Source organism: Sphingopyxis sp. Geo48 (assembly GCF_949769155.1).
In the GTDB taxonomy this organism is placed as follows: Bacteria; Pseudomonadota; Alphaproteobacteria; order Sphingomonadales; family Sphingomonadaceae; genus Sphingopyxis.
This window is the reverse complement of record NZ_CATKPA010000001.1, coordinates 955067-979653: the sequence shown is the minus strand read 5'-3', so window position 1 is coordinate 979653 and position 24587 is coordinate 955067. Positions and strand designations below refer to the sequence as shown.

25 protein-coding genes and 1 tRNA gene are annotated in these 24587 nt (G+C 65.0%); 13 read left to right on the top strand and 13 right to left on the bottom strand.

Features of this window, described 5'->3' with window-relative positions:
• Positions 1 to 72 precede the first annotated feature (72 nt).
• Positions 73 to 157 (bottom strand) — tRNA-Leu (locus QOL79_RS04990).
• A gap of 177 nt (positions 158 to 334) precedes the next feature.
• Between QOL79_RS04990 and QOL79_RS04985 the strand changes: the two genes are divergently transcribed.
• Positions 335 to 532 carry a hypothetical protein gene (locus tag QOL79_RS04985; RefSeq protein WP_283418839.1) on the top strand — a complete coding sequence of 66 codons (198 nt, stop codon included), beginning with the start codon at positions 335 to 337 and terminating at the stop codon, positions 530 to 532.
• Positions 533 to 548: 16 nt separating this feature from the next.
• On the opposite strand, the gene QOL79_RS04980 is transcribed toward QOL79_RS04985, so the two are convergent.
• The 8 genes from QOL79_RS04980 to gatC all read right to left on the bottom strand — a co-directional run bounded on the left by QOL79_RS04980 (position 549) and on the right by gatC (position 6925).
• Complete coding sequence (locus tag QOL79_RS04980) at positions 549 to 830, bottom strand: hypothetical protein (protein ID WP_283418838.1); 282 nt, start codon at positions 828 to 830, stop codon at positions 549 to 551.
• A gap of 53 nt (positions 831 to 883) precedes the next feature.
• A complete protein-coding gene (locus QOL79_RS04975; RefSeq protein ID WP_283418837.1) occupies positions 884 to 1327 on the bottom strand; it encodes a hypothetical protein in 444 nt (147 codons plus the stop codon).
• An 11-nt stretch (positions 1328 to 1338) separates the two neighbouring features.
• Positions 1339 to 1932 carry a hypothetical protein gene (locus tag QOL79_RS04970; protein ID WP_282950459.1) on the bottom strand — a complete coding sequence of 198 codons (594 nt, stop codon included), beginning with the start codon at positions 1930 to 1932 and terminating at the stop codon, positions 1339 to 1341.
• A 9-nt stretch (positions 1933 to 1941) separates the two neighbouring features.
• On the bottom strand, positions 1942 to 2379 hold the full coding sequence (locus tag QOL79_RS04965; protein ID WP_282950460.1) for a hypothetical protein: 438 nt from the start codon (positions 2377 to 2379) through the stop codon (positions 1942 to 1944).
• Between the two features lie 261 nt (positions 2380 to 2640).
• On the bottom strand, positions 2641 to 3462 hold the full coding sequence (locus QOL79_RS04960; protein WP_156416640.1) for a hypothetical protein: 822 nt from the start codon (positions 3460 to 3462) through the stop codon (positions 2641 to 2643).
• Between the two features lie 104 nt (positions 3463 to 3566).
• The gene (gatB, locus tag QOL79_RS04955; RefSeq protein ID WP_283418836.1) at positions 3567 to 5033 is read right to left on the bottom strand and encodes an Asp-tRNA(Asn)/Glu-tRNA(Gln) amidotransferase subunit GatB; all 1467 of its coding nucleotides are present in this window, start codon (positions 5031 to 5033) and stop codon (positions 3567 to 3569) included.
• 108 nt (positions 5034 to 5141) lie between these two features.
• Positions 5142 to 6623, bottom strand: a complete 1482-nt coding sequence (gatA, locus tag QOL79_RS04950) for an Asp-tRNA(Asn)/Glu-tRNA(Gln) amidotransferase subunit GatA (RefSeq protein ID WP_283418835.1) — start codon at positions 6621 to 6623, stop codon at positions 5142 to 5144.
• Positions 6623 to 6925: an Asp-tRNA(Asn)/Glu-tRNA(Gln) amidotransferase subunit GatC gene (gatC, locus tag QOL79_RS04945; RefSeq protein WP_058802024.1), complete on the bottom strand. Its 303-nt coding sequence runs from the start codon at positions 6923 to 6925 to the stop codon at positions 6623 to 6625. Before gatC ends, gatA begins: the two co-directional genes overlap by 1 nt.
• A 235-nt stretch (positions 6926 to 7160) precedes the next feature.
• Here gatC and QOL79_RS04940 point away from each other — a divergent pair, with 235 nt between their 5' ends.
• The 6 genes from QOL79_RS04940 (at position 7161) to QOL79_RS04915 (ending at position 13852) form a co-directional block, all read left to right on the top strand.
• Positions 7161 to 8468: a DUF3089 domain-containing protein gene (locus QOL79_RS04940; RefSeq protein ID WP_283418834.1), complete on the top strand. Its 1308-nt coding sequence runs from the start codon at positions 7161 to 7163 to the stop codon at positions 8466 to 8468.
• 88 nt (positions 8469 to 8556) lie between these two features.
• A complete protein-coding gene (ruvX, locus tag QOL79_RS04935) occupies positions 8557 to 9015 on the top strand; it encodes a Holliday junction resolvase RuvX (protein ID WP_283418833.1) in 459 nt (152 codons plus the stop codon).
• Positions 9016 to 9090: 75 nt separating this feature from the next.
• Positions 9091 to 10086: an aspartate carbamoyltransferase catalytic subunit gene (locus QOL79_RS04930; RefSeq protein ID WP_283418832.1), complete on the top strand. Its 996-nt coding sequence runs from the start codon at positions 9091 to 9093 to the stop codon at positions 10084 to 10086.
• Positions 10077 to 11291, top strand: coding sequence for a dihydroorotase (locus QOL79_RS04925; RefSeq protein WP_283418831.1), 1215 nt, complete (start codon positions 10077 to 10079; stop codon positions 11289 to 11291). Before QOL79_RS04930 ends, QOL79_RS04925 begins: the two co-directional genes overlap by 10 nt.
• A 375-nt stretch (positions 11292 to 11666) precedes the next feature.
• Complete coding sequence (locus tag QOL79_RS04920) at positions 11667 to 12827, top strand: helix-turn-helix transcriptional regulator (RefSeq protein ID WP_283418830.1); 1161 nt, start codon at positions 11667 to 11669, stop codon at positions 12825 to 12827.
• 389 nt (positions 12828 to 13216) lie between these two features.
• The gene (locus tag QOL79_RS04915; RefSeq protein WP_082657927.1) at positions 13217 to 13852 is read left to right on the top strand and encodes a choice-of-anchor C family PEP-CTERM protein; all 636 of its coding nucleotides are present in this window, start codon (positions 13217 to 13219) and stop codon (positions 13850 to 13852) included.
• 181 nt (positions 13853 to 14033) lie between these two features.
• On the opposite strand, the gene QOL79_RS04910 is transcribed toward QOL79_RS04915, so the two are convergent.
• From QOL79_RS04910 to QOL79_RS04900, 3 genes are read right to left on the bottom strand one after another with little or no spacing between them, the layout of a single operon-like run.
• The gene (locus QOL79_RS04910) at positions 14034 to 15470 is read right to left on the bottom strand and encodes an SPOR domain-containing protein (RefSeq protein WP_283418829.1); all 1437 of its coding nucleotides are present in this window, start codon (positions 15468 to 15470) and stop codon (positions 14034 to 14036) included.
• Positions 15471 to 15492: 22 nt separating this feature from the next.
• Entirely contained in the window at positions 15493 to 16164 is a 672-nt protein-coding gene (locus QOL79_RS04905) for a hypothetical protein (RefSeq protein WP_283418828.1), read from the bottom strand.
• 17 nt (positions 16165 to 16181) lie between these two features.
• Positions 16182 to 16904, bottom strand: a complete 723-nt coding sequence (locus QOL79_RS04900) for an AAA family ATPase (protein WP_058457522.1) — start codon at positions 16902 to 16904, stop codon at positions 16182 to 16184.
• Between the two features lie 259 nt (positions 16905 to 17163).
• Between QOL79_RS04900 and QOL79_RS04895 the strand changes: the two genes are divergently transcribed.
• The 3 genes from QOL79_RS04895 to QOL79_RS04885 are packed head-to-tail and all read left to right on the top strand — an operon-like array spanning position 17164 to position 20349.
• Complete coding sequence (locus QOL79_RS04895; RefSeq protein ID WP_283418827.1) at positions 17164 to 18318, top strand: SPOR domain-containing protein; 1155 nt, start codon at positions 17164 to 17166, stop codon at positions 18316 to 18318.
• The gene (locus tag QOL79_RS04890; RefSeq protein ID WP_283418826.1) at positions 18297 to 18560 is read left to right on the top strand and encodes a type 2 periplasmic-binding domain-containing protein; all 264 of its coding nucleotides are present in this window, start codon (positions 18297 to 18299) and stop codon (positions 18558 to 18560) included. Before QOL79_RS04895 ends, QOL79_RS04890 begins: the two co-directional genes overlap by 22 nt.
• Before the next feature lie 31 nt (positions 18561 to 18591).
• Positions 18592 to 20349 carry a chloride channel protein gene (locus tag QOL79_RS04885; RefSeq protein WP_283418825.1) on the top strand — a complete coding sequence of 586 codons (1758 nt, stop codon included), beginning with the start codon at positions 18592 to 18594 and terminating at the stop codon, positions 20347 to 20349.
• Positions 20350 to 20365: 16 nt separating this feature from the next.
• Here QOL79_RS04885 and serB read toward each other — a convergent pair whose 3' ends face one another.
• Positions 20366 to 21250, bottom strand: a complete 885-nt coding sequence (gene serB / locus QOL79_RS04880; protein ID WP_283418824.1) for a phosphoserine phosphatase SerB — start codon at positions 21248 to 21250, stop codon at positions 20366 to 20368.
• Between serB and miaA the strand changes: the two genes are divergently transcribed.
• From miaA to ilvN, 3 genes are all read left to right on the top strand, one after another.
• On the top strand, positions 21249 to 22226 hold the full coding sequence (gene miaA / locus QOL79_RS04875) for a tRNA (adenosine(37)-N6)-dimethylallyltransferase MiaA (protein WP_283418823.1): 978 nt from the start codon (positions 21249 to 21251) through the stop codon (positions 22224 to 22226). The two genes, serB and miaA, sit on opposite strands and share 2 nt — an antisense overlap.
• 86 nt (positions 22227 to 22312) lie before the next feature.
• Positions 22313 to 24067: a biosynthetic-type acetolactate synthase large subunit gene (gene ilvB / locus QOL79_RS04870; RefSeq protein WP_283418822.1), complete on the top strand. Its 1755-nt coding sequence runs from the start codon at positions 22313 to 22315 to the stop codon at positions 24065 to 24067.
• 4 nt (positions 24068 to 24071) lie between these two features.
• Positions 24072 to 24587 (top strand): acetolactate synthase small subunit, encoded by a 516-nt coding sequence (gene ilvN, locus QOL79_RS04865; protein WP_058457528.1) that lies wholly within the window; start codon positions 24072 to 24074, stop codon positions 24585 to 24587.

Genomic DNA, 24587 nt, shown 5'->3' with positions numbered 1-24587 from the left:
TTGCTCAAAATCTCGTATCGAACCCCGCCTGACAGACGAAGTTCCCCATTCCCGGCCTGCTGCTCGCGAAGGTGGTGCGGGCGAAGGGACTCGAACCCCCACATCTTGCGATACTGGTACCTAAAACCAGCGCGTCTACCAATTCCGCCACGCCCGCAGGAGCTTTCGGCCGGGGTGCACGACATCGCGCGCTGCCGCGCACGCCCGTGCGGGCCGCGCGGGGCTATAGCAGACACGCGGCCGAGGGCAAGGCCGGAAAGCCGCCCTTTCCGCCCGAATGCGCGAGGCGGAACATGCGCCGCGCCGGTTCGTTGGTGAATCGAGGAGAATCATCATGACGACCGCCGCCGACCCGCTTCCGAAGCCGAAGCCCGACACGATCGAACCACAGGCGCCGCCCGAACAGCCGGTACAGCCGACGCCGCTGGAAGACCCGGCGGGGCAGCCGCAGGAAATCCCCGGCGGGCCCGGTGGCGGCGATGTGGACGAACCGGGACGCGGGCCGAGCGAAGTGCCGCCCGGTCAGATTTGACAGCGCCGACTGCGCGTCAGATTTTCAGCGTATCGAGCAGCCTGTTCACTTTCGCGGCATCGCGGTCGAAATAGTGGATCGAGGGCGCGACGAAGCTGACCAGATAGAGCTGACCCTTCACCACCGCTGCCTTGGCGATCCCCTTGCGCGGAAGCTGGTCGCCCTCGACCGCATAGGTGAAGGTAAAGCGCACCGCATCGTGCCCGCTCATCTTGTCGGGTTCGACCTTGCCGACCTCGAACAGCGACGTCGAGGCGAGCGGCCACTGAAATCCATTCGCCAGCTCTCGCAGGAGCACATGGCTTGCCAATACCCCGGCGCGGAACGCCGTAGAACATCTATTGTAGTCGGCTAGGTTTCATCGAGGCAATGCCGCGCATTCGCCAACGAAGCCAAAATAGCGACAATCATGGGCCGATCAGAAATGCGAGGATCGTCGCCGTCTAAAGAAATCTTGACACTGGAAACACATTTAACAGCGCCAGCGCCCAAATCCGGCGCTGACCATGCAATCTCCAACGACATCTTTCCTTTAGGCTTCGTGGACGCGATTCCCTTCCACGAGGTACAGAGCGAAACATCAAGATTCTGAAGCTCACCCCGCAATTTCCGATCCCCAAGCCAAATCGCCTGCCGCTGCGCCTCCTTTTCTAAGGCGCCCGGCGCGGGCATACGCATCTGAAACGCTCGTATTTTCCCGGCAGGAAGGCAAACTAGCCCCTGCTTCAACGAGCCGACAAACTGTTCTGGCGGAAGCTGCTGTTCGACAACAATTACCGCATCCACCAGCAGCATAATTAGACCCGCTACTTGGGATCGGCTGAAGTGGGGTTAGGAGCAACCTCTGCTTGCGGCGCGTCGCTGACGATTGCAGCAACAGGTTCGGCCGACAGAGGTTTCGCATTCTCCAGCGCAGCGGTGCGTACGAAGATAGCTTGATCAACCTTCTCAAATGCTTGCTGATAAACTGCCTGATCAAGAATCGGCTCTTCATCCTGATTAGAACCGAAACCATTTGATGAGATCTTGGTCATAACAAAATTGAATCTGACTTTTGTGAATCTGGGCCCAATTTCTTCAATAAAGGCAGATACGACCGGCGTTTTCTTTGAGCGCCCGAAACCAACAAACGGCATCCAAGTTGTCTTGCCATTCGTCGAGGCAGTGCCAGTGATAAGACCAGTTTCTTTATCAGCCGATCCAATTCGATATCCGGAATCCTGAAGAACAGTCATAACTGAAGAAAATACAATTGATTTATCAAATTCAAAATCGCGCGTTTGCATCTGTTGAATTGCCAGCGGACTTAACTCTGGCTGCTTCTTTGCCGATGCAACAGGCGACACCAAAACAAGAGCAACGGAAGAGAGTGCGAGAGCACCAGTGCGGATTAATGACATGTGATGGCCTTAAAAAGAGCTGCTACGACTACGAAAATCAGAAACTATTCCATTGGAATCGAATTTGATGATTAGCGTCATTGATCTAGTCGACTGCTCTGAGCGGCTCTTTTTCTTGCCGAAACCCAACCCGCCGCCAGCACCGACGCCACCGCCACCTCCGCCCACCAGCATCCCGATGGAAAAGCCACTCGACTTGTCCGCCGTGACAGTTGCGTGGCGGTCGTAAACCCAAACTTCGCGGCCGCTCCCGTCAATCGTAGTAACGTTCGGTCCGCCAAACGTTTCTAGAATATCCGACTGCCGCGTCTCACCGACACGAACTGTCATCTGAACCATACCATGGGTCAAAGTGTTTGGTGAATCGGCGGGTGCCTCTTTCGCATATAGCGCGCCCTCGGAAGCGACCATGGCAAAAGCCGCAGTCACTAGAATCTTATGGATCATTTGAGTCTCCCCTTACATGCCGCCATATTCTGGTCACTTATTTTGGTCAAATGTGACTTGCGCTTCGCTTTGCGCCAATTTGGCTCCATTTTGACGGCAAAGCATTTTTCTCCCCAGTGTAGCTTGAGCGCCGCGGCGGCACTATCGGCCCGAGCGAGGTGCCCGCATACGGGATTTAAGGGCTACCCACTTCGCCTCGGTCGCCATAAGTGAAAGGCTATGGATTTTACGGCGAGAGCACTATACGAACCCGAGCTATGCCTAATATCGATAGCGGATTTCACTCGGGATTGGCATAGGCCCGCTAACGCTAGGCTTCGATGCTATTGTCATTTTACCCGTCGCTGGATCAAATGACCGAATTTCAAATCGGGCGCCATATATCTCATAAGAAAGTGGGTAGGTCGCATCCTTATTAACGGTCTGGACCCGGGGCACCGTTCCGCTTGTCGTTTTTATGCTGTCGAAATCCATCCGCTTGCCATTCTGGTAGATGACGATGTGAAATGACGGCCGCGACGCTCTGCGAACTACAATCGATACATAATCCCCGGAACCCGCCTCTACCATTTCGCCGACATTCAAGGCCACAGGATTTATTGCGTGGGGCAAGCGGTCAGCGGGAACCCCATCGTCCAACAGAAACCCATGTTCGGCCACACCGTCATAATTCTGGTCAGCGAGACATTTCCGGCCATCCTCCAGCGAACGAATCAGTGCGTAGCCAATCGTTCCCATCAGGCCGCCCCCCTTTTGCTTGAGGTTGGGTACGTTGGTGCAATAGACGATTACGGCGCTTTCAGGGTCGTTTCGCCAATCCGAAACGCTGACCGCCGGAAGCACCGTCCCGGCCGGGATGGATACATCGCCTTCGCTGGTCGAGATTTTGACCTCTTGCCCTATTCTGGCAGCAATGCCCCACAGGATCGGTTGCCTCAACAACTCGTCACCCGGCTCCAAGACCCGATCGCCTTGCTGAACGGCATTTGGGATATAAAAGCGGCCGACCTCGGAATTAATCCCGGGCTTGTCCGACACCTCCGCGGCATCGACCGAAGAGACGGCAGAAAAAACGATCATCAAAGCGCATGCTATGCGCGGCCTGATATCAGTGGCCAACGTCACCCCCTGTTGCGAAGTCCAACATCGCTATAAACAAGTCCGAGCAATGCAACGTAGCAATCTCGTCAGCCCAGCGCCTTCTTCAGCAGTTCGTTGACGACCTGCGGGTTCGCCTTGCCCTGCATCGCCTTCATCGTCTGGCCGACGAAGAAGCCGAACAGCGCTTCCTTGCCGCCCTTGTACTGCTCGACCTTGTCGGCATTGGCGGACAGCACCTTGGCGATCTCGCCCTCGATCGCGCCGGTGTCGCTCGTCTGCTTGAGGCCCTCGCGATCGACGATCGCCGCGGCGCCGTCGCCGCTTTCAAGCATCTTCTCGAACACCTGCTTGGCGATCGTGCCCGAAATCGTGCCGTCGGCGACAAGGGCGAGCAGCTCGCCCGCCTGCGCCGGGGTGACCGGGCAATCGCCGAAGCTCTTGCCCAGCCGATTGAGCGCGCCGAACAGCTCGCTGGTCACCCAGTTCGCGGCCGCGACAGGCTTCGCGCCGGTTTCGAGCAGCGCATCGAACCACAGCGCGCTCTCCACCTCGGCGGTCAGCACGTCGGCATTGTACGCCGAGATCCCCGCGCTCAGATAGCGCGCGCGCTTGGCGTCGGGCAGTTCGGGCAAGGACTCGCGGCATTCCGCCAGAAACGCATCGTCGAGTTCGAGCGGCAACAGGTCGGGATCGGGGAAGTAGCGATAATCATGCGCATCTTCCTTCGACCGCATCGAGCGCGTCTCATTGCGGTCGGGATCGTAGAGGCGCGTTTCCTGCACCACCGTGCCGCCGCTTTCGATCAGCGCGACCTGGCGCTTCGCCTCGCCCTCGATCACCGCCATCACGAAGCGCACCGAGTTGACGTTCTTCGTCTCGGTGCGCGTGCCGAACTCGTCGCCGGGCCGCCGCACGCTGACGTTGACGTCGGCGCGCATCGAGCCTTCTTCCATATTGCCGTCGCACGACCCGACGTAACGCAGGATCGAGCGCAGCTTGCGGACATAGGCCCCGGCCTCGGCGGGCGAGCGCATGTCGGGGCGCGAGACGATCTCCATCAGCGCGACGCCCGAGCGGTTGAGGTCGACATAGGACATCGTCGGATGCTGGTCGTGCATCAGCTTGCCGGCGTCCTGCTCGACATGGATACGCTCGATCCCGATCCGCTTCGCCTCAGGAATTCCCGCCTTCTCGTCCGCCTCGATCATCAGCGAACCTTCGCCGACAAGCGGATGATAAAGCTGTGAAATCTGATAGCCCTGCGGCAGGTCGGCATAGAAATAATTCTTGCGGTCGAACCGCGACCATTTATTGATCTGCGCCTCGATCGCCATGCCCGTGCGCACCGCCTGGCGGATGCACTCGCGGTTCGGCACCGGCAGCATCCCCGGCATCGCGGCATCGACCAGCGACACCTGCGTGTTCGGCTCGGCCCCGAACGCCGTCGCGGCGCCCGAAAACAGCTTGGCGTTGGAGGTGACCTGCGCATGGACCTCAAGGCCGATCACGACCTCCCACTCGCCGGTTTCGCCCTTGATGCGATAATCAGACATCGTTCAAATCCTCAGTGTGTCCCTGCGAAGGCAGGGACCCATCACCTGCCGCTTCAACCTTGCACCATCCGGAGATGGGCCCCTGCCTTCGCAGGGGCACAGGCCCAGCTACCACCACTTGTCGACGCGCGCCGTAAAGCCCGCCCGCTCTTCAATAGCCAGCCCCGCGTTGAGCACGCCCTGCTCGTCGAACGCCTTGCCGATGATCTGCAAGCCCAGCGGCAGCCCCTCGCGGTTCAGCGCCGCGGGGACCGACATTGCGGGCAGCCCGGCGAGGCTCGCGGGCACCGCGAACACGTCGTTCAAATACATCGCCAGCGGGTCGGACGTCTTTTCGCCGAGACCGAACGCCGCCGACGGCGCGGTCGGGGCGAGGATCACGTCGCAGCTTGCAAAAGCCTGTTCGAAATCGCGCGCGATCAGCGTCCGCACCTTCTGCGCCTGCGTGTAGTACGCGTCATAGAAGCCCGCCGACAGCACATAAGTGCCGATCATGATGCGGCGCTTGACCTCGGGCCCGAAGCCGTCAGCGCGCGTCGCGGCGTACATGTCCTGCAGCCCCGCGCCCTGCGGCAGGTCGCGGAGGCCATATCGCACGCCGTCATAGCGCGCGAGGTTCGACGACGCCTCGGCGGGCGCGATGATGTAATAGGCCGGCAGCGCATATTTGGTGTGCGGCAGGCTGATCTCGACGACCTCGGCCCCCGCATCCTTCAGCATCGCGATGCCCGCATCCCACATCGCGTCGATATCGGGATCGATGCCTTCGAGGCGATATTCCTTGGGAATACCGACCGTCTTGCCCTTGAGATCGCTCGACAAAGCCGCTTCCCAATTGGGCACCGCCATGTCGAGGCTCGTCGCATCCTTTGGATCGAAGCCCGCCATATTCTCGAGCATGATCGCGCAGTCGCGCACGTCGCGCGCCATCGGCCCCGCCTGATCGAGCGAGCTCGCGAACGCCACGATGCCCCAGCGCGAGCAGCGGCCGTAGGTCGGCTTGATCCCCGAAATGCCGGTGAAGGCCGCGGGCTGGCGGATCGATCCGCCGGTGTCGGTCCCCGTCGCCGCGGGGCACAGCCGCGCCGCGATCGCCGACGAACTGCCGCCCGACGATCCGCCCGGCGCCAGCGCGGCGTTCCCGCCGTCGTTGCGCTTCCAGGGCGAGATGACATTGCCAAAGTAGGAGGTCTCGTTCGACGAGCCCATGGCGAACTGGTCGAGGTTCAGCTTGCCAAGCATCCCCGCGCCCGCATCCCACAATTTCTGCGAGACCGTCGATTCATAGCGCGGCACGAAACCTTCGAGCATATGGCTCGCGGCGGTGGTCTGGACGCCGTTGGTCGCGAACAGGTCCTTCATCCCGATCGGCACGCCCGATAGCGGCTTCAGCGTTCCCGCCGAACGGTCGGCATCGGCCGCCTTCGCCGCGGCGAGCGCATGTTCGGGGGTCTCGACGATAAACGCATTCAGCGCCTTCGCGCCCGCGACATTGGCGTTGAACGCCTCGGCGACCTCGACGGCGCTGAAATCGCCCGCGCGGTGCCCGTCGCGGATCTGCGCGACGGTCAGATTGGTAAGCTCGGTCATTATTCGATCACCTTGGGAACGCCGAAAAAGCCGTGCTGCGGCGCGGGCGCATTGGCGAGAATATCGTCGCGGCGGTTGCCGCCGGTCAGCGGGTCGGCGTCGACGATATCGTCGCGCAGCCGCAGCTTGTTCGGGATCACCGCGGTCATCGGTTCGACCCCGGTCACATCGACCTCGCCGAGTTGTTCGACCCAGCCCAAAATGCCGTTGAGTTCGCCCTCCATCGCGGCGGCCTCGGCATCGCTGATCGCGATGCGCGCCAGCGACGCTATTTTCCTGACTGTTGCCTGATCGATTGCCATTCATCTTGCCTTATCGGGAGAAGCTGCGCCGCTAGCATCCTCCCCCGTCCGCTTCAACCGTCCTGATCCTTCCTGTAACGAACTCGTGAGGCAGTCGCAGACGGCGCGCAACGCCAGCGCGACCGCTGGCGTTGCGAGCGGTGACGGGGCAGCGACGATCGCATCACGCGCCATTTGAAGGGTTTGTCATGACCGGCTAGAGAGCCTGAAAATCCTCTCCCCCACTGGAGCCCCAATGGCCCGCAAATTCCTCTACCTTATTGCCGCGATCATTCTCGTCATCTTCGGCTTCGGCGTCGCCTATCAGCTCAATCCGGGCTGGTTCGGCCGCGTCGCCTTTGTGCCGAGCACGCAGTTCGTCGAACAAGCGGCGGCCGCGCCCAACGCCTATGACGATCCGGCGATGTGGTTTGCGCGTCCGGGTCTCGCGGACGATCCCGCCGATTGGCGCCCGCCGGTCGAAGGCCAGAAGGAAGCGATCGCGGCCAAGGCGGAGGACGGCAAGCTGGTCGGATCGGTCAAGGCCGCCGAAGCCACCGCCGCCAACGCCGAACCGGCCAAGGGCGACGCCGCGATCTTCTTCGTCCACCCGACCAGTTATTACAGCAAGGCGAGCTGGAACGCCCCGCTCGACGACGCCGACGCCAATTACCGCGCGACCCTCTTTATGCAGGGCATGGCGAGCGCGTTCGGCGACGCGGGCGAGGTGTGGGCGCCGCGTTACCGGCAGGCGACGCTCGGCGCCTTCCTCGCGACTGACCGCGTCACCGCGGGCAAGGCGATCGACGCAGCGTATCGCGACGTCGAACAGGCGTTCGACGCCTTCCTCGCCGCGATCCCGAAGAACAAGCCGATCATCCTCGCTGGCCACAGCCAGGGCGCGCTCCACCTGACAACGCTGCTGAGGAACCGGATCGCGGGCACCCCGCTCGCGAGGCGCATCGTCGCGGCTTATGTGATCGGTTGGCCGATCAGCCGCGACACCGACATGGCGGTGCTCGGCCTGCCCGCGTGCGAGACGCCGGAAGAAAAGGGCTGTATCCTTTCGTGGGCGAGCTTCGCCGAGCCCGCCGATACCTCGATGGTGATCGGCGCCTATGACGGTACGATCGGGTTCGACGGCCGTCCCCGCGCGGGCACGCGCATGCTCTGCACCAATCCGCTGACCGGCATCCCCGACACCGCCGCGGGCCCCGATGCCAATATCGGCACGCTGAAACCCAACGAAGGCTTCAAGGCCGGAACGCTGATCGCGAAAAAGGTCGGCGCGAAGTGCGACGACGACCGCGGCTTCCTGCTGATCGGCGATGCCGAAGCGGCGCAGAATTACGCGCCGAGCTATGTATTGCCGGGCAATAATTATCACGTCTTCGACATCACCCTTTTCTGGGCGAACGTCCGCGCCGACGCGCTGCGCCGCCTCGCGACCTACGAGGGCAAGCCCTCGCCCGTTCCGCCGCCCGCCGCGCCGGTTGCGGTGCCGGCCGCACCGACGCCAACACCCAAAATGGCTACCCCTCAGACCTCGTCATCCCGGACTTGATCCGGGATCCATGGCCCGACCTCGTGACCTTGGGCCACGGATGCTGAAACAAGTTCAGCATGACGAAAATAGGGGATAGACGCAGATCATGATCACCACCGCCGCCCCCGACTTCGCCGCCGCGCTTCCCGCCGGCGGCCGCCTCGCGGGCCTCGATGTCGGTACCAAGACGATCGGCGTCGCGCTCTGCGATGCCGGCTGGAGCTTCGCGTCGCCCGACAAGACGATCATCCGCAAGAAATTCTCCGCCGACCTCGAAGCGCTGAAAGCGGTCTTCGCCGCGCAGTCGGTCGTCGGCCTCGTCGTCGGGCTGCCGCTCAACATGGACGGCACCGACAGTCCGCGCACGCAGAGCACCCGCGCCTTTTCGCGCAACCTGCTGCCGCTCGGCCTCCCGATCCTCCTCTGGGACGAGCGCTGGTCGACCGCCGCGGTCGAGCGCGCGATGATCGCCGCCGACGTCAGCCGGGCAAAAAGAGCGGAGCGCGTCGACAGCGCCGCCGCCGCCTTCATCCTGCAGGGCGCGATCGATGCGCTGACCAGATGATCCTCCCTGTCGCGCAGCGATGGCGAGGATCATGACTTGCGATTTTCGCATCTCGACCCTAAACGCTCGGCTTTAATGACAAGCGCAACCACCCGACCCGCCAGCGACTATCCGCCCGGTGGCGATGCCTTTCGCCATCGCCACCTGATCGGCATCGCCCAGCTCGCCCCGTGGGAGATTTCCTACGTTCTCGACGCCGCCGAGGAGTGGGTCGAGATGAACCGCAGCGGCGCCGCCAAGCACGACGACCGGCTCGCGGGTCTCACGATCATCAACGCCTTTTTCGAGAATTCGACCCGCACACTGCTGTCGTTCGAGATCGCGGGGAAACGCCTGGGCGCCGACGTCGTCAACATGCACGCCGCGCAGTCGAGCGTGAAGAAGGGCGAGACGCTGATCGACACCGCGATGACATTGAACGCGATGCGCGCCGACGCGATGGTGATCCGCCACCAGAGCTCGGGCGCGGTGCAGCTCATCGCCGACAAGGTCGACTGCCCCGTCCTCAACGCCGGCGACGGCCGCCACGAACATCCGACGCAGGCGCTGCTCGATGCGCTCACCATCCGCCGCCGCCTCGGCAAAGTCGAAGGGCTGACGATCGCGATCTGCGGCGATGTGCTGCACAGCCGCGTCGCGCGCTCGAACATCCTCGCGCTCACGCTGCTCGGCAACGAGGTGCGCATCGTCGCACCGCCGACGCTGACCCCGCCCGCGATGGAGCGGATGCACGTCACCACCTTCACCGACATGGACGACGGGCTGAAGGATGCCGACGTCGTGATGATGCTCCGCCTCCAGAACGAACGCATGGACGGCGCCTATCTGCCCAGCGCCCGCGAATATCACGCGCTCTACGGCCTGACGCCGAAGCGCCTCGAAAAGGCGAAGCCCCAGGCCATCGTCATGCACCCCGGCCCGATGAACCGCGGGGTCGAGATCGACAGCAGCGTCGCCGATCACCCCACCCGATCGACGATCACCGAGCAGGTCGAAATGGGCGTTGCGGTGCGCATGGCGTGCCTCGACATATTGACGCGCCGCAAGCGGGGGGTACCGGGATGGAACTGACCCCGCTGCTGATCGCGAACGCGCGCCTGCTCGGCGGCGACCCGGTACGCCTGCTCGTCGAGCGCGGCCGCATTGCCGCGCTGAACCCTTTGGAAACGCCCTGCGGCGCCGAAACCGTCGATGCGCGCGGGCAGTGGCTTGCGCCCGGCATCATCGACCTCGGCGTCTTCGCGACCGACAAGCCCGCCTTCCATTTCGGCGGCATCACGCGCGCGGCGCTGATGCCCGACAGCGGCCCGCTCGACGGCGCCGGGCTCGTCGAGCGGGCCGCCAAAGGTGGCAAGCCCGACCTCTGGGTTCACCCGCTCGCCGCCGCCACCAAAGGCCTCGCAGGCAGGGAACTCGCCGAGATCGGCCTGATGAAACAGGCGGGCGCGCGCGCCGTCGCCACCGGCCGCGCCCGCATCGCCGATGCCGGCGTGATGCGCCGCGTCCTTGCCTATGCCGCCTCGCTCGGCCTTACGGTCATCGCCCACGCCGAGGACGAGGGGCTGACGGCGGGCGCCGTCGCCACCGACGGCGAAATGGCGACCCGACTCGGCCTCGCCTCGGCTCCCGCGATCGCCGAAGCGATGGCGATCGCGCGCGACCTTTGCCTCGTGGAGGAAACCGGCGCCCCGATCCACTTCCGCCAGGTCACCACCGCGCGCGGGCTCGACCTGATCCGCGGCGCCAAGGCAAAGGGCCTGCCGGTCACCTGCGGCATCACGCCGGCCCATCTCTTCCTCTCCGATACCGCGATCGGCGATTTCCGTACCTTCGCCCGCCTCTCGCCACCCCTGCGTAGCGAGGACGACCGCCACGCCTGCCTCTCCGCCATCGCCGACGGCACGATCGACGTGCTGACATCGGGCCACGATCCGCGCGGTCCCGAGGACAAGCGCCTCCCCTTCGCCGAGGCGCAGCCCGGCATGGCGGGCGCCGAGACTTTGCTGGCGATGGGCCTTCAGCTCGTCCGCGACGGCCACATCAGCGCGGCGCGCCTCTTCGACCTGCTCGCCGCGAACCCCGCAAAGCTGCTCGGCCTCGAAGCCGGCCGCATCGAGCCTGGACTGGAGGCCGACCTCATCCTGATCGACGAGGGCACGCCTTGGCAGGTCGATGCGAAAAAGATGGCGGCCTGGGCCGGCAACACGCCGTTCGACGGTATGCCGGTTCAGGGGCGCGCGACGATGCTGTGGAAGGGCGGACAGCGCATCAGATAGCGACGGCCGATTAACGCGTCGAAGCGCGCGCGTCCCGTATCAGGACAGCAACAATATTTCACAGGACTCGCTTTCGAATCCCCTTATATGTCGATTTGCGACCCGAATGGATGACAGTCCATTCACCACTCAAAGGCGGCCGTCCCCGGCCGCCTTTTCTTTTTTGCCCTCCCGCGAAGCCCAACCGACTGGCCGGGCACAAAAAAGAAGCCCGTCGGAAATCCGGCGGGCTTCTAGAAGCGGGACGATCCTGCGAACATCCCACCAGTGGGTCGCAGCCCCTCTCTGCCCGATTCGCGCGACAGTTTCGCTACCCACATGGGTAGCGTGGGCGAATTTTTGCTCTATCAAGGGATTTCGCAGCCGGGGAAGCGCATGCCGACCGATCCCGTTCCGACCTTTCCTCCCGACCATAATGCGCCGGCCGAATGGGAGGTGCTGAATGCGCTGATCGGCGACATCTACGATTCGGTGCTTCATCCCGAAAGCTGGAACGACACCCTCGCGCGCATCACCGGCGCGCTTTGTCCCCTGAGTTGGGAAGCCGCCTTCATCCTTTGGGAAAGCAGCAATCCGCCGCGCGCGCGTTTTGTCGCCGCGACGGGCCTCGCTGCGGGGATTCAGGAAATCTATTCCGCCGTCTATGCCGGAAGCCACCCCTGGTCGCGCAAGCTGATGCGCTATGCCAACGGCAGTGTCGTCGACAGCTATGACATCATGACCCGCGAGGAATTCTACGAATCCGAATTCTTCCGGAACTTCCTTGCGCCCTATGGCATCGACCGGCTCGTCGGCGTGCTGCTCGACCGGCGCGGGGGCGAGCGACTGGGACTGATGCTGCCGGGCCCCGGCGACCGCGACGCCGAGAAGCTGAAGCGGGGACTGCGTGTCCTCGCGCCGCATATCCAGCGCGCGATGCGGATCAGCGACCGCCTCGCGACGCTCGAACTCGCTGCAGGCGCGGCGCGCGCCGCCGCCGACGCCGCGCCCTTCGCGATCTTCAGCCTCGACGATCAGCTCAACATCCTCGCCGCGAACAGCCGTGCCGACCGATATGAGCGCGCCGGCTTCATCCGCCGGACCGACGGCCGCTTTGCCTTGACCCACCCCGCGAGCCAGAAACGGCTCCTCGACCTCGCCAAAAGCCCCGGTCCGGCCGGCCTCGCCTTTCAGACGACGAACGCGAAGGGCACCGAATGCCCCGTCCTCGTCGCACGCATCTCGCGGCAATCGGCCAAACGGATCGGGGGCACCGACCTCGGCGCCTCGCTCATCGTCACGCTGGGCAGTGCGCCGGGTGAAACCCCGGTGGTCGAGATCGACCGCGTCGCCCAGTGGTTCGGGCTGACCCCGGCCGAGGCCCGCCTTGCCGTCGCGCTCGCGGGCGGACAGAGCCTGCAGGACTATGCCGCGTTCCGCGCCGTCAGCCTCAACGCCGTCCGCTTCCTGCTGAAGGGTATCTTCCGCAAGACCGGCGTGACCAGCCAGGCGCAGCTCGTCGCCATCGTCGCGAGGCTTCCCTCACCGACGATGTAGTTGCGGCGGCAAAGAGCAGGTCGTGACCAGCCCTCGGAAACGGGATCGTCCGCGAAAACGGCATCGGGGTCGATGGCGCGCCGCCGGTGCAGGCGGGTTACCATTCGGGAAACAAACAAGAACTGATATTTTGTAACCCGAATTTATTTTGGCTCGCCGATCGGTCCGCCACGAAAAATCGTCGAATCCCCATCGCGGCAGACGCGATCGTCGCGATAATCGTCCCATTATGAAGCATATTGACCAATTCGGGGACGGCCGGACAAAAACAGAACTTAACAATAGTTTACGAATCAGCGGTTCCAAGTTATCCCGTAGTGCGAGTCGTCGGACGCATGGCCATTCCGCCGCGCGATTAGAACGACCGTAACGAACAAGGGGCACTGACCATGCGTAGCCTTAAAGCCGCCGTTGCGGCCGCTCTCCTGCTTCCCGCGACCGCCAATGCGGCGACCGTTGTCAACGGCGATTTCGAGACGGGTCCTAATCCGGGTTCCTTCACGACTGTGAATGCCGGGGGCACGATCGGCGCCTGGACGGTGCTTAGCGGCAGCGTCGACTATATCGGCACCTATTGGCAGCCGCAGGGTGGATCGCGCAGCGTCGACCTCAACGGCCTCAACGCGGGCACAATCCAGCAGGCCATCGACACCGTGATGGGGCAAGCCTACGAGGTGACCTTCTGGCTGGCCGGCAACCCGGACAACGGCCCGGAAATCAAGACCGTGCAGGTGTCGGCGGCCGATGCTAATGGCACATTCATGTTCGATACGTTCGGTGTCTCGCGCGCGGCGATGGGATGGCAGAAGTACACCTTCAATTTCACGGCGAATAGCGCGTCGACCCTGCTGTCCTTCGCATCGCAGAATCAGAGCGCCTACGGGGCCGCTCTCGACAGCGTCTCGATCTCGGCGGTTCCCGAACCGGCGACTTGGGCGATGATGCTGTTCGGCTTCGTGCTGGTCGGCGGCGCGATGCGTCGCCGTACTGCGGCACGCCCGGCGAACCACCTGTCGTTCGCCTGACGCCACAAGCGATTTTCAAAAAAAAGGCCGCCGCCGGAACCATACCGGCAGCGGCCTTTTTGTTGGATTGAGCGCCTCGCCAGCGGTCGGGCGGCATAGCCCAAAAAGAAAGGGGGCGCAGCCCCGCAGCCGCGCCCCTCCCCCTAGGCCCCCCGCATCGCGGAAGGCGCCCCAATATTGATCAGCGCGACGCCAGACGCACCGGCTTTGCGGCAGGTGCCGACGCCCACTGGATCGATTCGGTCCCGCCCATCTGGCGCACGAAGCAGGTCTGCCCCTTTGCCTTGAGTTCGCCGCAGAGCTTCGATGCATCGGCGCGTGTCGCCATGCCGTTGACTGTCAGGCGATAGAAGGTGCGCCCACCCACCACGGCCGAATGGCTCGAGGCCTGATAGCTGGCGAGCACGGCCGTCCGCCTTTTCAGCGTCGTCCATTTTTCCTTCGCAATGCCGAGCGTGTCATAGGCACCAAGCTGTACGGCCCAACCCGAAGGCTTCTTTGCATCGAACGCCATCGCCCGCGGCAGGATTTTCGTCGCTAGCTCGAGCGCCTGCTTCTGTGCGGGACGGATACGCCCCTGCTCACCAGCAACGCGCGGCGCGGCGCGATATGGCTTGGCGTCGGCCATGATGATCTCGGCAACTTTGGGTGTGGCCTTCGGCTGCGGCAGTTCGGTAACCGGCACGACGCCATTTTCGTCGCGCTTCGGCATCGGCAGCTCGACCGTACGGATCGCCGGCTCGGCCGATGCGAGGACCGCGGCGGGCGCCGACGGCTCGGCGGCGGGCGGCGGCGGCGCATAGGTGGCGATGGGCGCCGGATCGGCGCTCGCGAGCTCGACCGGCGCGTCGGCAGCGGCCATCTGCGTGTCGGCGAAGTTGCTCAGTGCCAGGCGCACGGGCATACCGGCATCGGCGCGAACCGTGGTGCCGATCAGGCTCGCGACCCGCATCCGCGCATCGGGCTGCTCGGCGAGCTTGGACCATTCGGCCATGCGGCCCTCGACCTTGTCGAGCGACAGATCCTGCGCGGCAAGAACGCGCGCCTGTGCCCAACGCCCCGACAGGGCGAAAGCCAGCGCAAGATTCTGGCGCGTGCGGGCGTCGGCATCCTTGGCGCGCGCCGCTTCGGTCAGCACATAGATCGCCGAATTGGGATCGCCCGCCAGCGCCAGCGCAAGCCCGAGGTCCGACGCCGGAATCGCATCGAAATTGCGCTTGAGCAGATCGGCGGCTTCGCCATTCTTGCCCTGCGCGATATGCGCCAGCGCCAACGCGATAACCGTGTTGCTGTCCTTCGCGCCCAGTTCCATCGCGTCGGAAAGCGCGCTGGTCGCCGACGAGAAACGCCCGTCGTTGAGATAAGCCTGGCCGAGCAGCGCGCGATAGCTCGCGTCACGCGGGGCGCCGGCGACGGCAGCTTCCGCCATCGTCACCGCCTTGCTCGCCTTCCCGGCTTCGAGCGCTTCGCGCGCCTTTTCGGCCGATTTGGCAGCCGAAGCCGACGTGCCGGGTGACTGCGGCCCCGCTTCGGCCGTCTTGCCCATGCCGCTGCATCCGGTGACGACGCCGAGAACAAAGCCCGAAACGGCCAGGTTCACCAACAATTTGCGGTTCATGGAAGGTCCCCCTTTGCTATTTCTACGGCATCTTCCGGCGCGTCGGGCGCGCCGCCGGCAGGCGGCTGGCCATCGCGTCGATCTCGGGCAGCGACGACAGATATTCGTCGAGCAAATCGGTCAGGATCACCTGCGAAGAGCGGTTCGTCACCGCGCTCGCAAGGCGCAGGCGAAGGTGACGCTCGGCATCGAGGCGCAGCGTGAAGGCTGCTTTTTCTCGGGCGCGCTGGGCGCGCGGCGCGCGTTCCTTCCTCGCCTTGGGCTCCGGGCGCGCCTCGACCTTGCGAGCAACGGCGGCGACGCGATCGATCAGCGATTCCTGCTGAAGGACGATCTGCGGCACTTCGACCGCCTCGGGCTGGTACGAGTCGGCCAGCGCGTCGGCGAGGTCGGGGCCCACGTCCGGCGTCAGGGCATGGCCCGGCGCCGCATCGACCGCATGTTCGGCGGCTGCATTATGTTCGAGCACCGACCCGGCAAGGAGCGGCTTCAGGTCGACCATGCGCGCCGATTCGGCAGCATTCTGGTCGGGATCGACGTCATAGCCCATGTCATTCCAGCCAAGGTCGTCATAGCCTTGGCCGATCGGCATCGGTCCGCTGCCCAGCGGCTGGCGGCGCATGGCGGGGCGCGCTCCACCCTTGCGGGCAAGAAGTCCGGCGCTCAGCGAAGCGAGAGGTTTGGGTTCGCCCATGGTTCCCGAGCTCCCCGTCACTGGCCAGCGATGCGGCGGCCGAAGCCACCACCCATCGGGCGAACGGTTCCGTAACCCGGCTGCGCGGGCATCGGGGTCGAGAAGACGGTGCGGCGGAAATTCTTTTCCAGCCGGTCGTTGATGTAGGTCCAGAGCTGCCGGATCTCTTCGGCCGATCGTCCGTTCGGATCGACCTCCATCACCGTGCGCCCGTCGATCATCGATGCGGCGTAGTCGGTGCGGTGGTGCAGGGTGACCGGCGCAACGGTGCCATGCTGCGACAATGCGACGGCCGCTTCGCTGGTGATCTTGGCCTTTGGTGTCGCCGCGTTGACGACGAACACTAGCGGCTTGCCCGCGCGTTCGCAAAGGTCGACCGTGGCGCCGACGGCGCGCAGGTCGTGCGGGCTGGGACGCGTCGGGACGACGATCAGTTCGGCAACCGAAATCACGCTCTGGATCGCCATGGTGATCGCCGGCGGCGTGTCGATGACGGCGAGTTTGAAGCCCTGCTGGCGCAGGATCTCAAGGTCGGAGGCCAGCCGCGCGACCGTGGTCTGAGCAAAGGCCGGAAGGTCGGTTTCGCGTTCGTTCCACCAATCGGCGAGCGAGCCCTGCGGGTCGATGTCGATCAGAACGACTGGGCCCGCGCCGGCAAGCTGCGCCTGCACCGCGAGATGCCCCGACAGGGTGGTTTTACCCGACCCTCCCTTTTGTGAAGCCAATGCCAAGACGCGCACAGCTATCCCCCTGGAAAACCAAAATCAGGCGTTTGGATGCCATGCAGGGCGCTAAAATTGAGTTAACGATGATAAAAAGACGGTAAACGATTGCCTCGCTTCCATGGTAAACAAGCTGCTATGCTGATTCTGTGCCGAAGCGGGGCAGGTTGGTGCCGCCCTTAGGCGTTGCTAACGGGGTGTTAGCCACTTTACCCCTACAGGGCTTTCCGGGGACTGCGAACCGGCCGCCGGCTGCGCAAGTCATTGGAGATTAAGGATGCGAGCACTCACCGCCGCCATCGCCCTGCCGCTCGCTGCAGCAGCAGCGGCACTGGCCGTACCCGCCTTCGCGGACGTCAAGGACGGCGTCGATGCCTGGCAGGCGGGCGACTATCAGAAGGCGGTGGCCGAATGGCGCCCGCTCGCCGTCGCCGGCGATGCCGATGCGCAGTTCAACCTCGGCCAGGCGTACAAGCTCGGCCGCGGCGTTCCCGCCGACCTTGGCCAGGCCGAAAGCTGGTACCGCCGCGCCGCGAAGCAAGGGCACCTGCAGGCCGAGGACAATCTCGGCCTGATCCTCTTCACCGCGAACAAGCGCGAGGAGGCGATGCCCTATATCAAGGCGTCGGCCGATCGCGGGGAGCCGCGCGCGCAATATGTCCTCGGCACCGCGATGTTCAACGGCGACTATGCGACGAAGGACTGGCCGCGCGCCTATGCGCTCACCAAGCGCGCGAGCGATGCGGGCCTGACGATCGCATCCGCGCGCCTTGCCCAGCTCGACAGCCTGATCCCGCTCGAACAGCGACAGGCGGGGCTCGCGATGCTGCCGCAGATCGAAAAGGACGAAGCGCGCACGCGCCTCGCCGCCGTGAGTGCGGCCGCCCCGACACCGGCACCGCCCGCACCTTCGCCGGTCAAGACCGCGAGTCTGCCCGCGTCGACGCCCGGCACCAGCTACACCCCGCCGCCGGTTGTCGCGCCGACCGCGAAGCCGGTTCCGGCCGTGTCGAAGCCCGCCCCGGCCCTGTCGACCCCGGCCGCCGTCGCAGCCGCCAATGCAGCGAACGAAGCCACGACCGCGGCTGCGGTCGCAAAGGGCGAACCGGTCAAGATCGCATCGACGGCGCCGAAGCCGGCCCCCACTGCGGCCAAGCCCGCTCCGCAGGCGGCAAAGTCGGTGACCGTCCACAATGGCTCGAGCCCGTGGCGCGCCCAGTTCGGTGCCTTCGGCGTCGAAGCCAACGCCCGCAGCCTCTGGACCTCGCTCGAGAAGAAATATCCGGCCCTCGCCGCGCGCCAGCCGAGTTATGTGAAGGCGGGAACGGTCACTCGCCTGCAGGCCGGCGGCTTCGCCAGCAAGGGCGATGCGGAAAATCTTTGCGCCACCGTCCGCAAGGGCGGCCAGGCGTGCATAGTCGTTTCCAAATAGGCTTCATTCGGGCGCGCGTTCGTCCGCTCGCGCTCGACCGCAAGGACATCGCCGTCGCGCTTGTCCCCGCCGCAATGTTCATGCGCGAACTCGATACCGAGGCGTTCGTTCGGCCCTTCGCGACTGGAATCGACTTCGGTCGCTACTGGCTCAAGCCCGAAAGCGATGCGATGGCACAATTCGGTCGGTTGCTCGCCGGCGAAGCCGACGCAACCGGCGAGTTTGCCGTCGAAAGGGCTTGACCTCCATCGCCGGCAGGCGCTTGGAGCCCGCGTGGCCCGTTTGCGCAAATTCTCGCTGATCCTCGCCGTCGCACGCCAGCGCCGCCGCCTGCGCGAAAGCGAGGCCGCGTTCATCCTCCTCGCCGCGGTCGCCGGGCTTGCAGCCGGCGCGCTTACCAATATGCTGCAAGCGATCGCCCATGGGCTGCAGCAACTGCTTTACGGCGTCACCATCAACCGGCTCAGCGCGCTCGGCAGCATCCACCATCCATGGAAGCTGCTCGCCCTGCCCGCCGGCGGCCTGCTGCTCGTCCTGCTTGCGCGCGGCCTCGGCCGGCGCGCGCGCGTGCCGGTCGACGTGGTCGAGGCCAACGCCCTCCACGGCGGGCGCATCCCATTCACCGACAATCTGGTCATCGCGTCGCAGACCGTCATCTCGAACGGCGCCGGGGCATCGGTCGGGCTGGAGGCGGCCTATGCACAGATGGGCGGCGGGGTCGCTTCGCAGCTCGGCTGGTGGTTCCAGCTCCGCCGCAACGACCTGCGCACGCTGGTCGGTGCCGGCGCGGGCGGCGCGATCGGCGCCGCCTTCGGCGCACCGCTGACGGGCGCCTTTTATGCGTTCGAAATTGTCATCGGCAACTACACCCCTGCTGCGATCGCTCCGGTCATGGCGGCGTCGCTGTCGGCGGTATCGGTCACCCGGCTGCTCGGCGCACAGCCCTACCTGATCGCGACGGCCACCACCCGCGACTTCGCCCTGCCCGACTATCTCCTCTATGTGCTGCTCGGCGCGCTGTGCGCCATCGTCGGCATGGTGATCATGCGGGTCGTTGCCTTCACCGAGCTTCGCGTGGGCGCGTGGCAAAGGATCGCCGGGTGGAAACCCGTGGTCGGCGGCTTTGTTCTCATCCCGCTTGCGCTCCTGTCGCCGCAGACCCTGTCGGCGGGGCACGGGGCGCTGCATCTCGACCTTGCGCTGCGTCCGGCGCTTACCTTTCTTGCGGCGGTCCTGCTGCTCAAGATCGCGGCATCGGTCATCTCGCTCAGCTTCGGCTTTCGCGGCGGGCTGTTCTTCGCCTCGCTGTTCCTCGGTTCGCTGATGGGCCAGCTTTTCGCGGGACTGGTCAATCTCATCCCGCTCGGCCTGACGGTCGACCCCAACGACGCGGCGCTCGTCGGGATGGCGGCGCTCAGCGTGTCGATCGTCGGCGGGCCGATGACGCTGGCGGTGCTGATGCTCGAAACGACGCACGACTTCGCGCTGATGGGCGTGGTGCTGGCCGCGACGCTGGTGTCGAGTGCGCTCACGCGCGAGATCTTCGGCTATTCCTTCTCGACTTGGCGCCTGCACCTGCGCGGTTCGAAGATCCGCAGCCCGCGCGATATCGGCCGCCTGACGACGATGACCGCCGGGCGGATCATGCGGACCGACTGGGTCTCGGTGGATCGGTCGATGTCGGTTGGCGCGTTCCGCGCGGCCGTGCCGCTCGGCAAGACCGCAAAGGCGATCCTGCTCGACGCCGACGGCACCTATCGGGGGATCGTCCCGACCGCCGCGGCCTTCCACCCCGATCTTGACCCCGCCTCGTCGGTCGCGGCGCTGGCGACGCATCCCGGCGTCGCGCTGCGGCCGGCGATGGACATACGGTCGATCCTGACGCTTTTCGACGAAGCCGCGGCCGACGAACTCGCCGTGCTCGATGACCGCGACCATGTCATCGGCGTCGTCGGCGAACGCCACGCGCGCCGCCGCTATTTCGAGGCGCTGGAGGAATCCGAACGCGAATTGTTCGGCGAAAAGGCCTGACCGGCCTCGCCGCCTCTTAACCCAGCACCCAGCTCCGGCGCGGATAGCCCTGCGCCCACAGCAGCGCGGTCAGGTCATGGTGGCGGATCGCCGCATCGGCGGCTTCCTCGGCCGCGGGGTGCGGGTGGTATCCGATGCCGAGACCCGCGCTGGTGATCATCGGAATGTCGTTCGCGCCGTCTCCGACCGCCAGCGTCGCGGCCAGCGGCAGGCCGAGCTTCGCCGCTTCGGCCGTCAGCGTCGCGAGCTTCGCATCCTTGTCGACGATCGGCTCGGCGACCTTCCCGGTCAACATCCCGTCCTTGATCACCAGTTCGTTCGCGACCACCTTGTCGAAGCCGATCGCCTCGCCGACCGGCCCGGCAAAGGCGGTAAAGCCGCCGGTGACCAGCACCGAATGCGCGCCATGCGCCTTCATCGTCTGGACAAGCGTGCGCGCCCCGCGGGTCAGCTTGACCCGCTCGTACCGGCATTCGGCCAACACACCCTCGGATATGCCGCCAAGCAGCACGACGCGCTCCTCCAGCGCGGCGCGGAAATCGAGTTCGCCCGTCATCGCGCGCTTCGTGATCGCCGCAACCTGATCCTTCAATCCCGCATAGTCGGCGAGTTCGTCGATGCATTCGACCGTGATCATCGTCGAATCCATGTCGGCGATGATCAGCTTCTTGGTGCGGTCGCCCATCGGCTGCACGACCACGTCGAGCGCACCATGGTCCATCTTGGCCAATTCGCTCCGCGCACTGACCAGGCTGCCCTGGAAATAGATGTCCGCCGCGTCATGCTCGTCGAGCCAGTGCGGCGCCCCCACGTCGTGTCCCGTCATGTCGAGCCGGTCGATCGCCTCGCGAACCACCTCGTCGGTCAGCTTTCCGGCTGCTATCAGCGTGGCTACGAACATGGCTTCTCCTTCTGTCTCTTTCGTTCGCGCGGGCCTGCCGCCCGTCGCGCTTATCGCCGGACCGACCGCGAGCGGCAAGAGCGCTTTGGCGGTAGCGCTCGCAAAATCCCTGTCCGGGACGGGCGCCGACGCGCTGGTCGTCAATGCCGACGCGAGCCAGGTCTATGCCGACCTCGCCATCCTTTCGGCGCGTCCGTCGGACGAGGAAATGGCGGGTGTGCCCCACCGCCTCTTCGGCCATGTCGACGGCGCCGAAGCGCATAATGCCGCGCGCTGGTCCGACGAGGCGCGCGGCGTCATTTCCCACGCCCATGCGGCCGGGAAGGTTCCGGTTCTCGTCGGCGGCACGGGACTTTACCTGCGTACCCTGCTTTACGGAATTGCGCCGGTGCCCAAGATCGACCCCGATATCCGCGATGCCGTGCGCGCGCTGCCCGTTGCTGAGGCCCATGCCGCGCTGGCCAAAGCCGATCCCGAGGCCGCGGCGCGCCTCAATCCGGCCGACACCACCCGCGTTGCCCGCGCGCTCGAGGTCGTCCGCTCGACCGGCCGCACGCTCGGCCAATGGCAGGAGACGCGCGAGGGCGGCATCGCCGGGAACATCGCGCTCGCCCCGTTGATCCTGCTCCCTCCGCGCGACTGGCTGCGTGACCGCTGCGACACGCGGCTGGTGCAGATGTTCGACGGCGGAGCCATCGAAGAGGTCGAGGCGCTGCTGCGCCGCAATCTCGATCCCGCCCTGCCGGTGATGCGCGCGATCGGCGTCCCCCAGATCGCCGCTTATCTTCGCGGAGAGATCAGCCGCGCCGAGGCGCTCGAGCGGACGCAGGCGGCGACCCGCCAGTACGCCAAGCGCCAATATACGTGGTTCCGCCACCAATTGCCCGCCGATTGGATGCGCCACAGAGAGTTATTAAACAATTATTCAATCAATATTTTCGCAATTAAATTACGTGATAAGCTGTTGACAGGATAGAATCATACACCTATTGCCCGCCGACCTGCTGCAACGCACAACGTGCGGATTCCCGGGTTTGCGGGCATTGAGAAAGGAGTTTCGTCGTGACGGAAATGAGTGGTGCCGACATGGTGGTTCAGGCGCTGGTCGACCTTGGGGTCGATACGGTGTTCGGCTATCCGGGCGGCGCGGTCCTTCCGATCTATGACGCGCTCTACAAGCACCCGACGATCAAGCACATCCTCGTCCGCCACGAACAGGCGGCGACCCACGCGGCGGAGGGCTATGCACGTTCGACCGGCAAGCCCGGCGTCGTGCTCGTCACCTCGGGCCCCGGCGCGACCAATGCCGTCACCGGCATCACCGACGCGCTGATGGATTCGATTCCGATGATCGTGCTCACGGGCCAGGTCCCGACGACGCTGATCGGCACCGATGCCTTTCAGGAATGCGACACGGTCGGAATCACGCGCCACTGCACCAAGCACAATTATCTCGTGATGGACCCCGACCGTCTGGGGCCGATCATGCACGAGGCCTTTCATATCGCCACCCACGGCCGGCCCGGGCCGGTGGTGATCGACATTCCGAAGAATGTGCAGGTCGCGACCGGCACCTATACGGTGCCCGAGATCATCCAGCACAACAGCTATCGCCCGCAGATCGAGCCGGACGCCGATGCGATCGCGGCCGCGATCGACCTGATCGCCGCGGCCGAGCGCCCGGTCTTCTACACCGGCGGCGGCGTGATCAATGCCGGCCCCGACGCCAGCGCGGCGCTGCGCCAACTCGTGTCGCTGACCGGCGCGCCGATCACTTCGACCCTCATGGGCCTCGGCGCCTTTCCCGCCGACGATCCGAAGTGGCTCGGCATGCTCGGCATGCACGGCACCTATGAATCGAACATGGCGATGAACCGCGCCGACCTGATCATCGCGGTCGGCGCGCGCTTCGACGACCGCGTCACGGGCCGCCTCGACGCCTTCGCGCCCGAAGCGAAGAAGATCCACATCGACATCGACCGCAGCTCGATCAACAAGATCGTCCCCGTCGATCTCGCGATCGTCGGCGACGCCGGCCGCGCGCTCGACGCGCTGGTCGCCGGCTGGACCGACAGGGGCCTGTCGGCGCGCGACTATGGCGAATGGTGGCGCCGCATCGACGGCTGGCGCGCGACGCGCTGCCTCGACTTTCCCGAAAAGAAGGACGCCGGCGCCGAGATCATGCCTCAGCGCGCGGTGAAGGCGCTGTTCGACGCGACGCGCGGCCGCGACCCGATCATCACGACCGAAGTCGGCCAGCACCAGATGTGGGCGGCGCAGCATTTCGGGTTCGCGGCGCCCAACCGCTGGCTCACCAGCGGCGGGCTCGGCACGATGGGCTATGGCTTCCCCGCCGCCGTCGGCGCGCAGATCGCGCACCCGAACCGCCTCGTCATCTGCATCGCGGGCGAAGCCAGCCTGCAGATGAACATCCAGGAAATGGGCACGGTCAGCCAGTACCGCCTGCCGGTGAAGATCTTCATTCTCAACAACGAGTGGATGGGGATGGTCCGCCAATGGCAGGAACTGACCTATGAAAGCCGCTATTCGAACAGCTATTCGGACAGCCTTCCCGACTTTGTGAAGCTGGCCGACGCTTATGGCTGGACGGGCATCCGCATCGACACGCTCGGTCAGCTCGAGGACGGCATCCGCACGATGATCGACACACCGGGACCGGTGATCGTCGACTGCCGCGTCGCGCAGCTCGCGAACTGCTTCCCGATGATCCCCTCGGGCGCCGCGCACACCGACATGATCCTCCAGCCGAACGACATCGTCGGAACGATGGACGACGAAGCCAAGGCACTGGTCTAAGCCCATGAAAATCAAAACAGAAGCGGGCGAGCGCCATGTGCTCGCGGTCACCGTCGACAACGAAGCGGGCATTCTCGCCAAGATCACCGGGCTGTTCTCGGCGCGCGGCTATAATATCGAAAGCCTGACTGTCGCGGACATCAGCGCAGACCATGCGCTGTCGCGGATCACCATCGTCACCTCGGGTCCGCCCGCGGTGATCGACCAGATCATCGCCCAGCTCGACCGGCTCGTCCCCGTCCATTCGGTCACCGACCTCACCGACCAGGGCGCGCATGTCGAACGCGAGATCGCGCTCGTGAAGGTCGCGGGCACCGGCGACAAGCGCATCGAGGCGTTGCGCATGGCCGACGTCTTCCGCGCCAAGGTCGTCGACACCACGCTGTCGAGCTTCATCTTCGAAATCACCGGGACGAGCGACAAGGTCGACCGCTTCATCGCACTGATGCGCGAATGCGGGCTGGTCGAGGTCGGCCGCACCGGCGTCGTCGCCATCGGCCGCGGGTCGGAGGCGCTCTAG

Bases quoted from the DNA above. Each gene is read 5' to 3' on its own strand.
- QOL79_RS04985 (WP_283418839.1), top strand. From the start codon at position 335: ATGACGACCGCCGCCGACCCGCTTCCGAAGCCGAAGCCCGACACGATC.
- QOL79_RS04975 (WP_283418837.1), bottom strand. From the start codon at position 1,327: ATGCTGCTGGTGGATGCGGTAATTGTTGTCGAACAGCAGCTTCCGCCA.
- QOL79_RS04970 (WP_282950459.1), bottom strand. From the start codon at position 1,932: ATGTCATTAATCCGCACTGGTGCTCTCGCACTCTCTTCCGTTGCTCTT.
- QOL79_RS04965 (WP_282950460.1), bottom strand. From the start codon at position 2,379: ATGATCCATAAGATTCTAGTGACTGCGGCTTTTGCCATGGTCGCTTCC.
- gatB (WP_283418836.1), bottom strand. From the start codon at position 5,033: ATGTCTGATTATCGCATCAAGGGCGAAACCGGCGAGTGGGAGGTCGTG.
- gatA (WP_283418835.1), bottom strand. From the start codon at position 6,623: ATGACCGAGCTTACCAATCTGACCGTCGCGCAGATCCGCGACGGGCAC.
- gatC (WP_058802024.1), bottom strand. From the start codon at position 6,925: ATGGCAATCGATCAGGCAACAGTCAGGAAAATAGCGTCGCTGGCGCGC.
- QOL79_RS04940 (WP_283418834.1), top strand. From the start codon at position 7,161: ATGGCCCGCAAATTCCTCTACCTTATTGCCGCGATCATTCTCGTCATC.
- ruvX (WP_283418833.1), top strand. From the start codon at position 8,557: ATGATCACCACCGCCGCCCCCGACTTCGCCGCCGCGCTTCCCGCCGGC.
- QOL79_RS04930 (WP_283418832.1), top strand. From the start codon at position 9,091: ATGACAAGCGCAACCACCCGACCCGCCAGCGACTATCCGCCCGGTGGC.
- QOL79_RS04925 (WP_283418831.1), top strand. From the start codon at position 10,077: ATGGAACTGACCCCGCTGCTGATCGCGAACGCGCGCCTGCTCGGCGGC.
- QOL79_RS04920 (WP_283418830.1), top strand. From the start codon at position 11,667: ATGCCGACCGATCCCGTTCCGACCTTTCCTCCCGACCATAATGCGCCG.
- QOL79_RS04915 (WP_082657927.1), top strand. From the start codon at position 13,217: ATGCGTAGCCTTAAAGCCGCCGTTGCGGCCGCTCTCCTGCTTCCCGCG.
- QOL79_RS04910 (WP_283418829.1), bottom strand. From the start codon at position 15,470: ATGAACCGCAAATTGTTGGTGAACCTGGCCGTTTCGGGCTTTGTTCTC.
- QOL79_RS04905 (WP_283418828.1), bottom strand. From the start codon at position 16,164: ATGGGCGAACCCAAACCTCTCGCTTCGCTGAGCGCCGGACTTCTTGCC.
- QOL79_RS04895 (WP_283418827.1), top strand. From the start codon at position 17,164: ATGCGAGCACTCACCGCCGCCATCGCCCTGCCGCTCGCTGCAGCAGCA.
- miaA (WP_283418823.1), top strand. From the start codon at position 21,249: ATGGCTTCTCCTTCTGTCTCTTTCGTTCGCGCGGGCCTGCCGCCCGTC.
- serB (WP_283418824.1), bottom strand. From the start codon at position 21,250: ATGTTCGTAGCCACGCTGATAGCAGCCGGAAAGCTGACCGACGAGGTG.
- ilvN (WP_058457528.1), top strand. From the start codon at position 24,072: ATGAAAATCAAAACAGAAGCGGGCGAGCGCCATGTGCTCGCGGTCACC.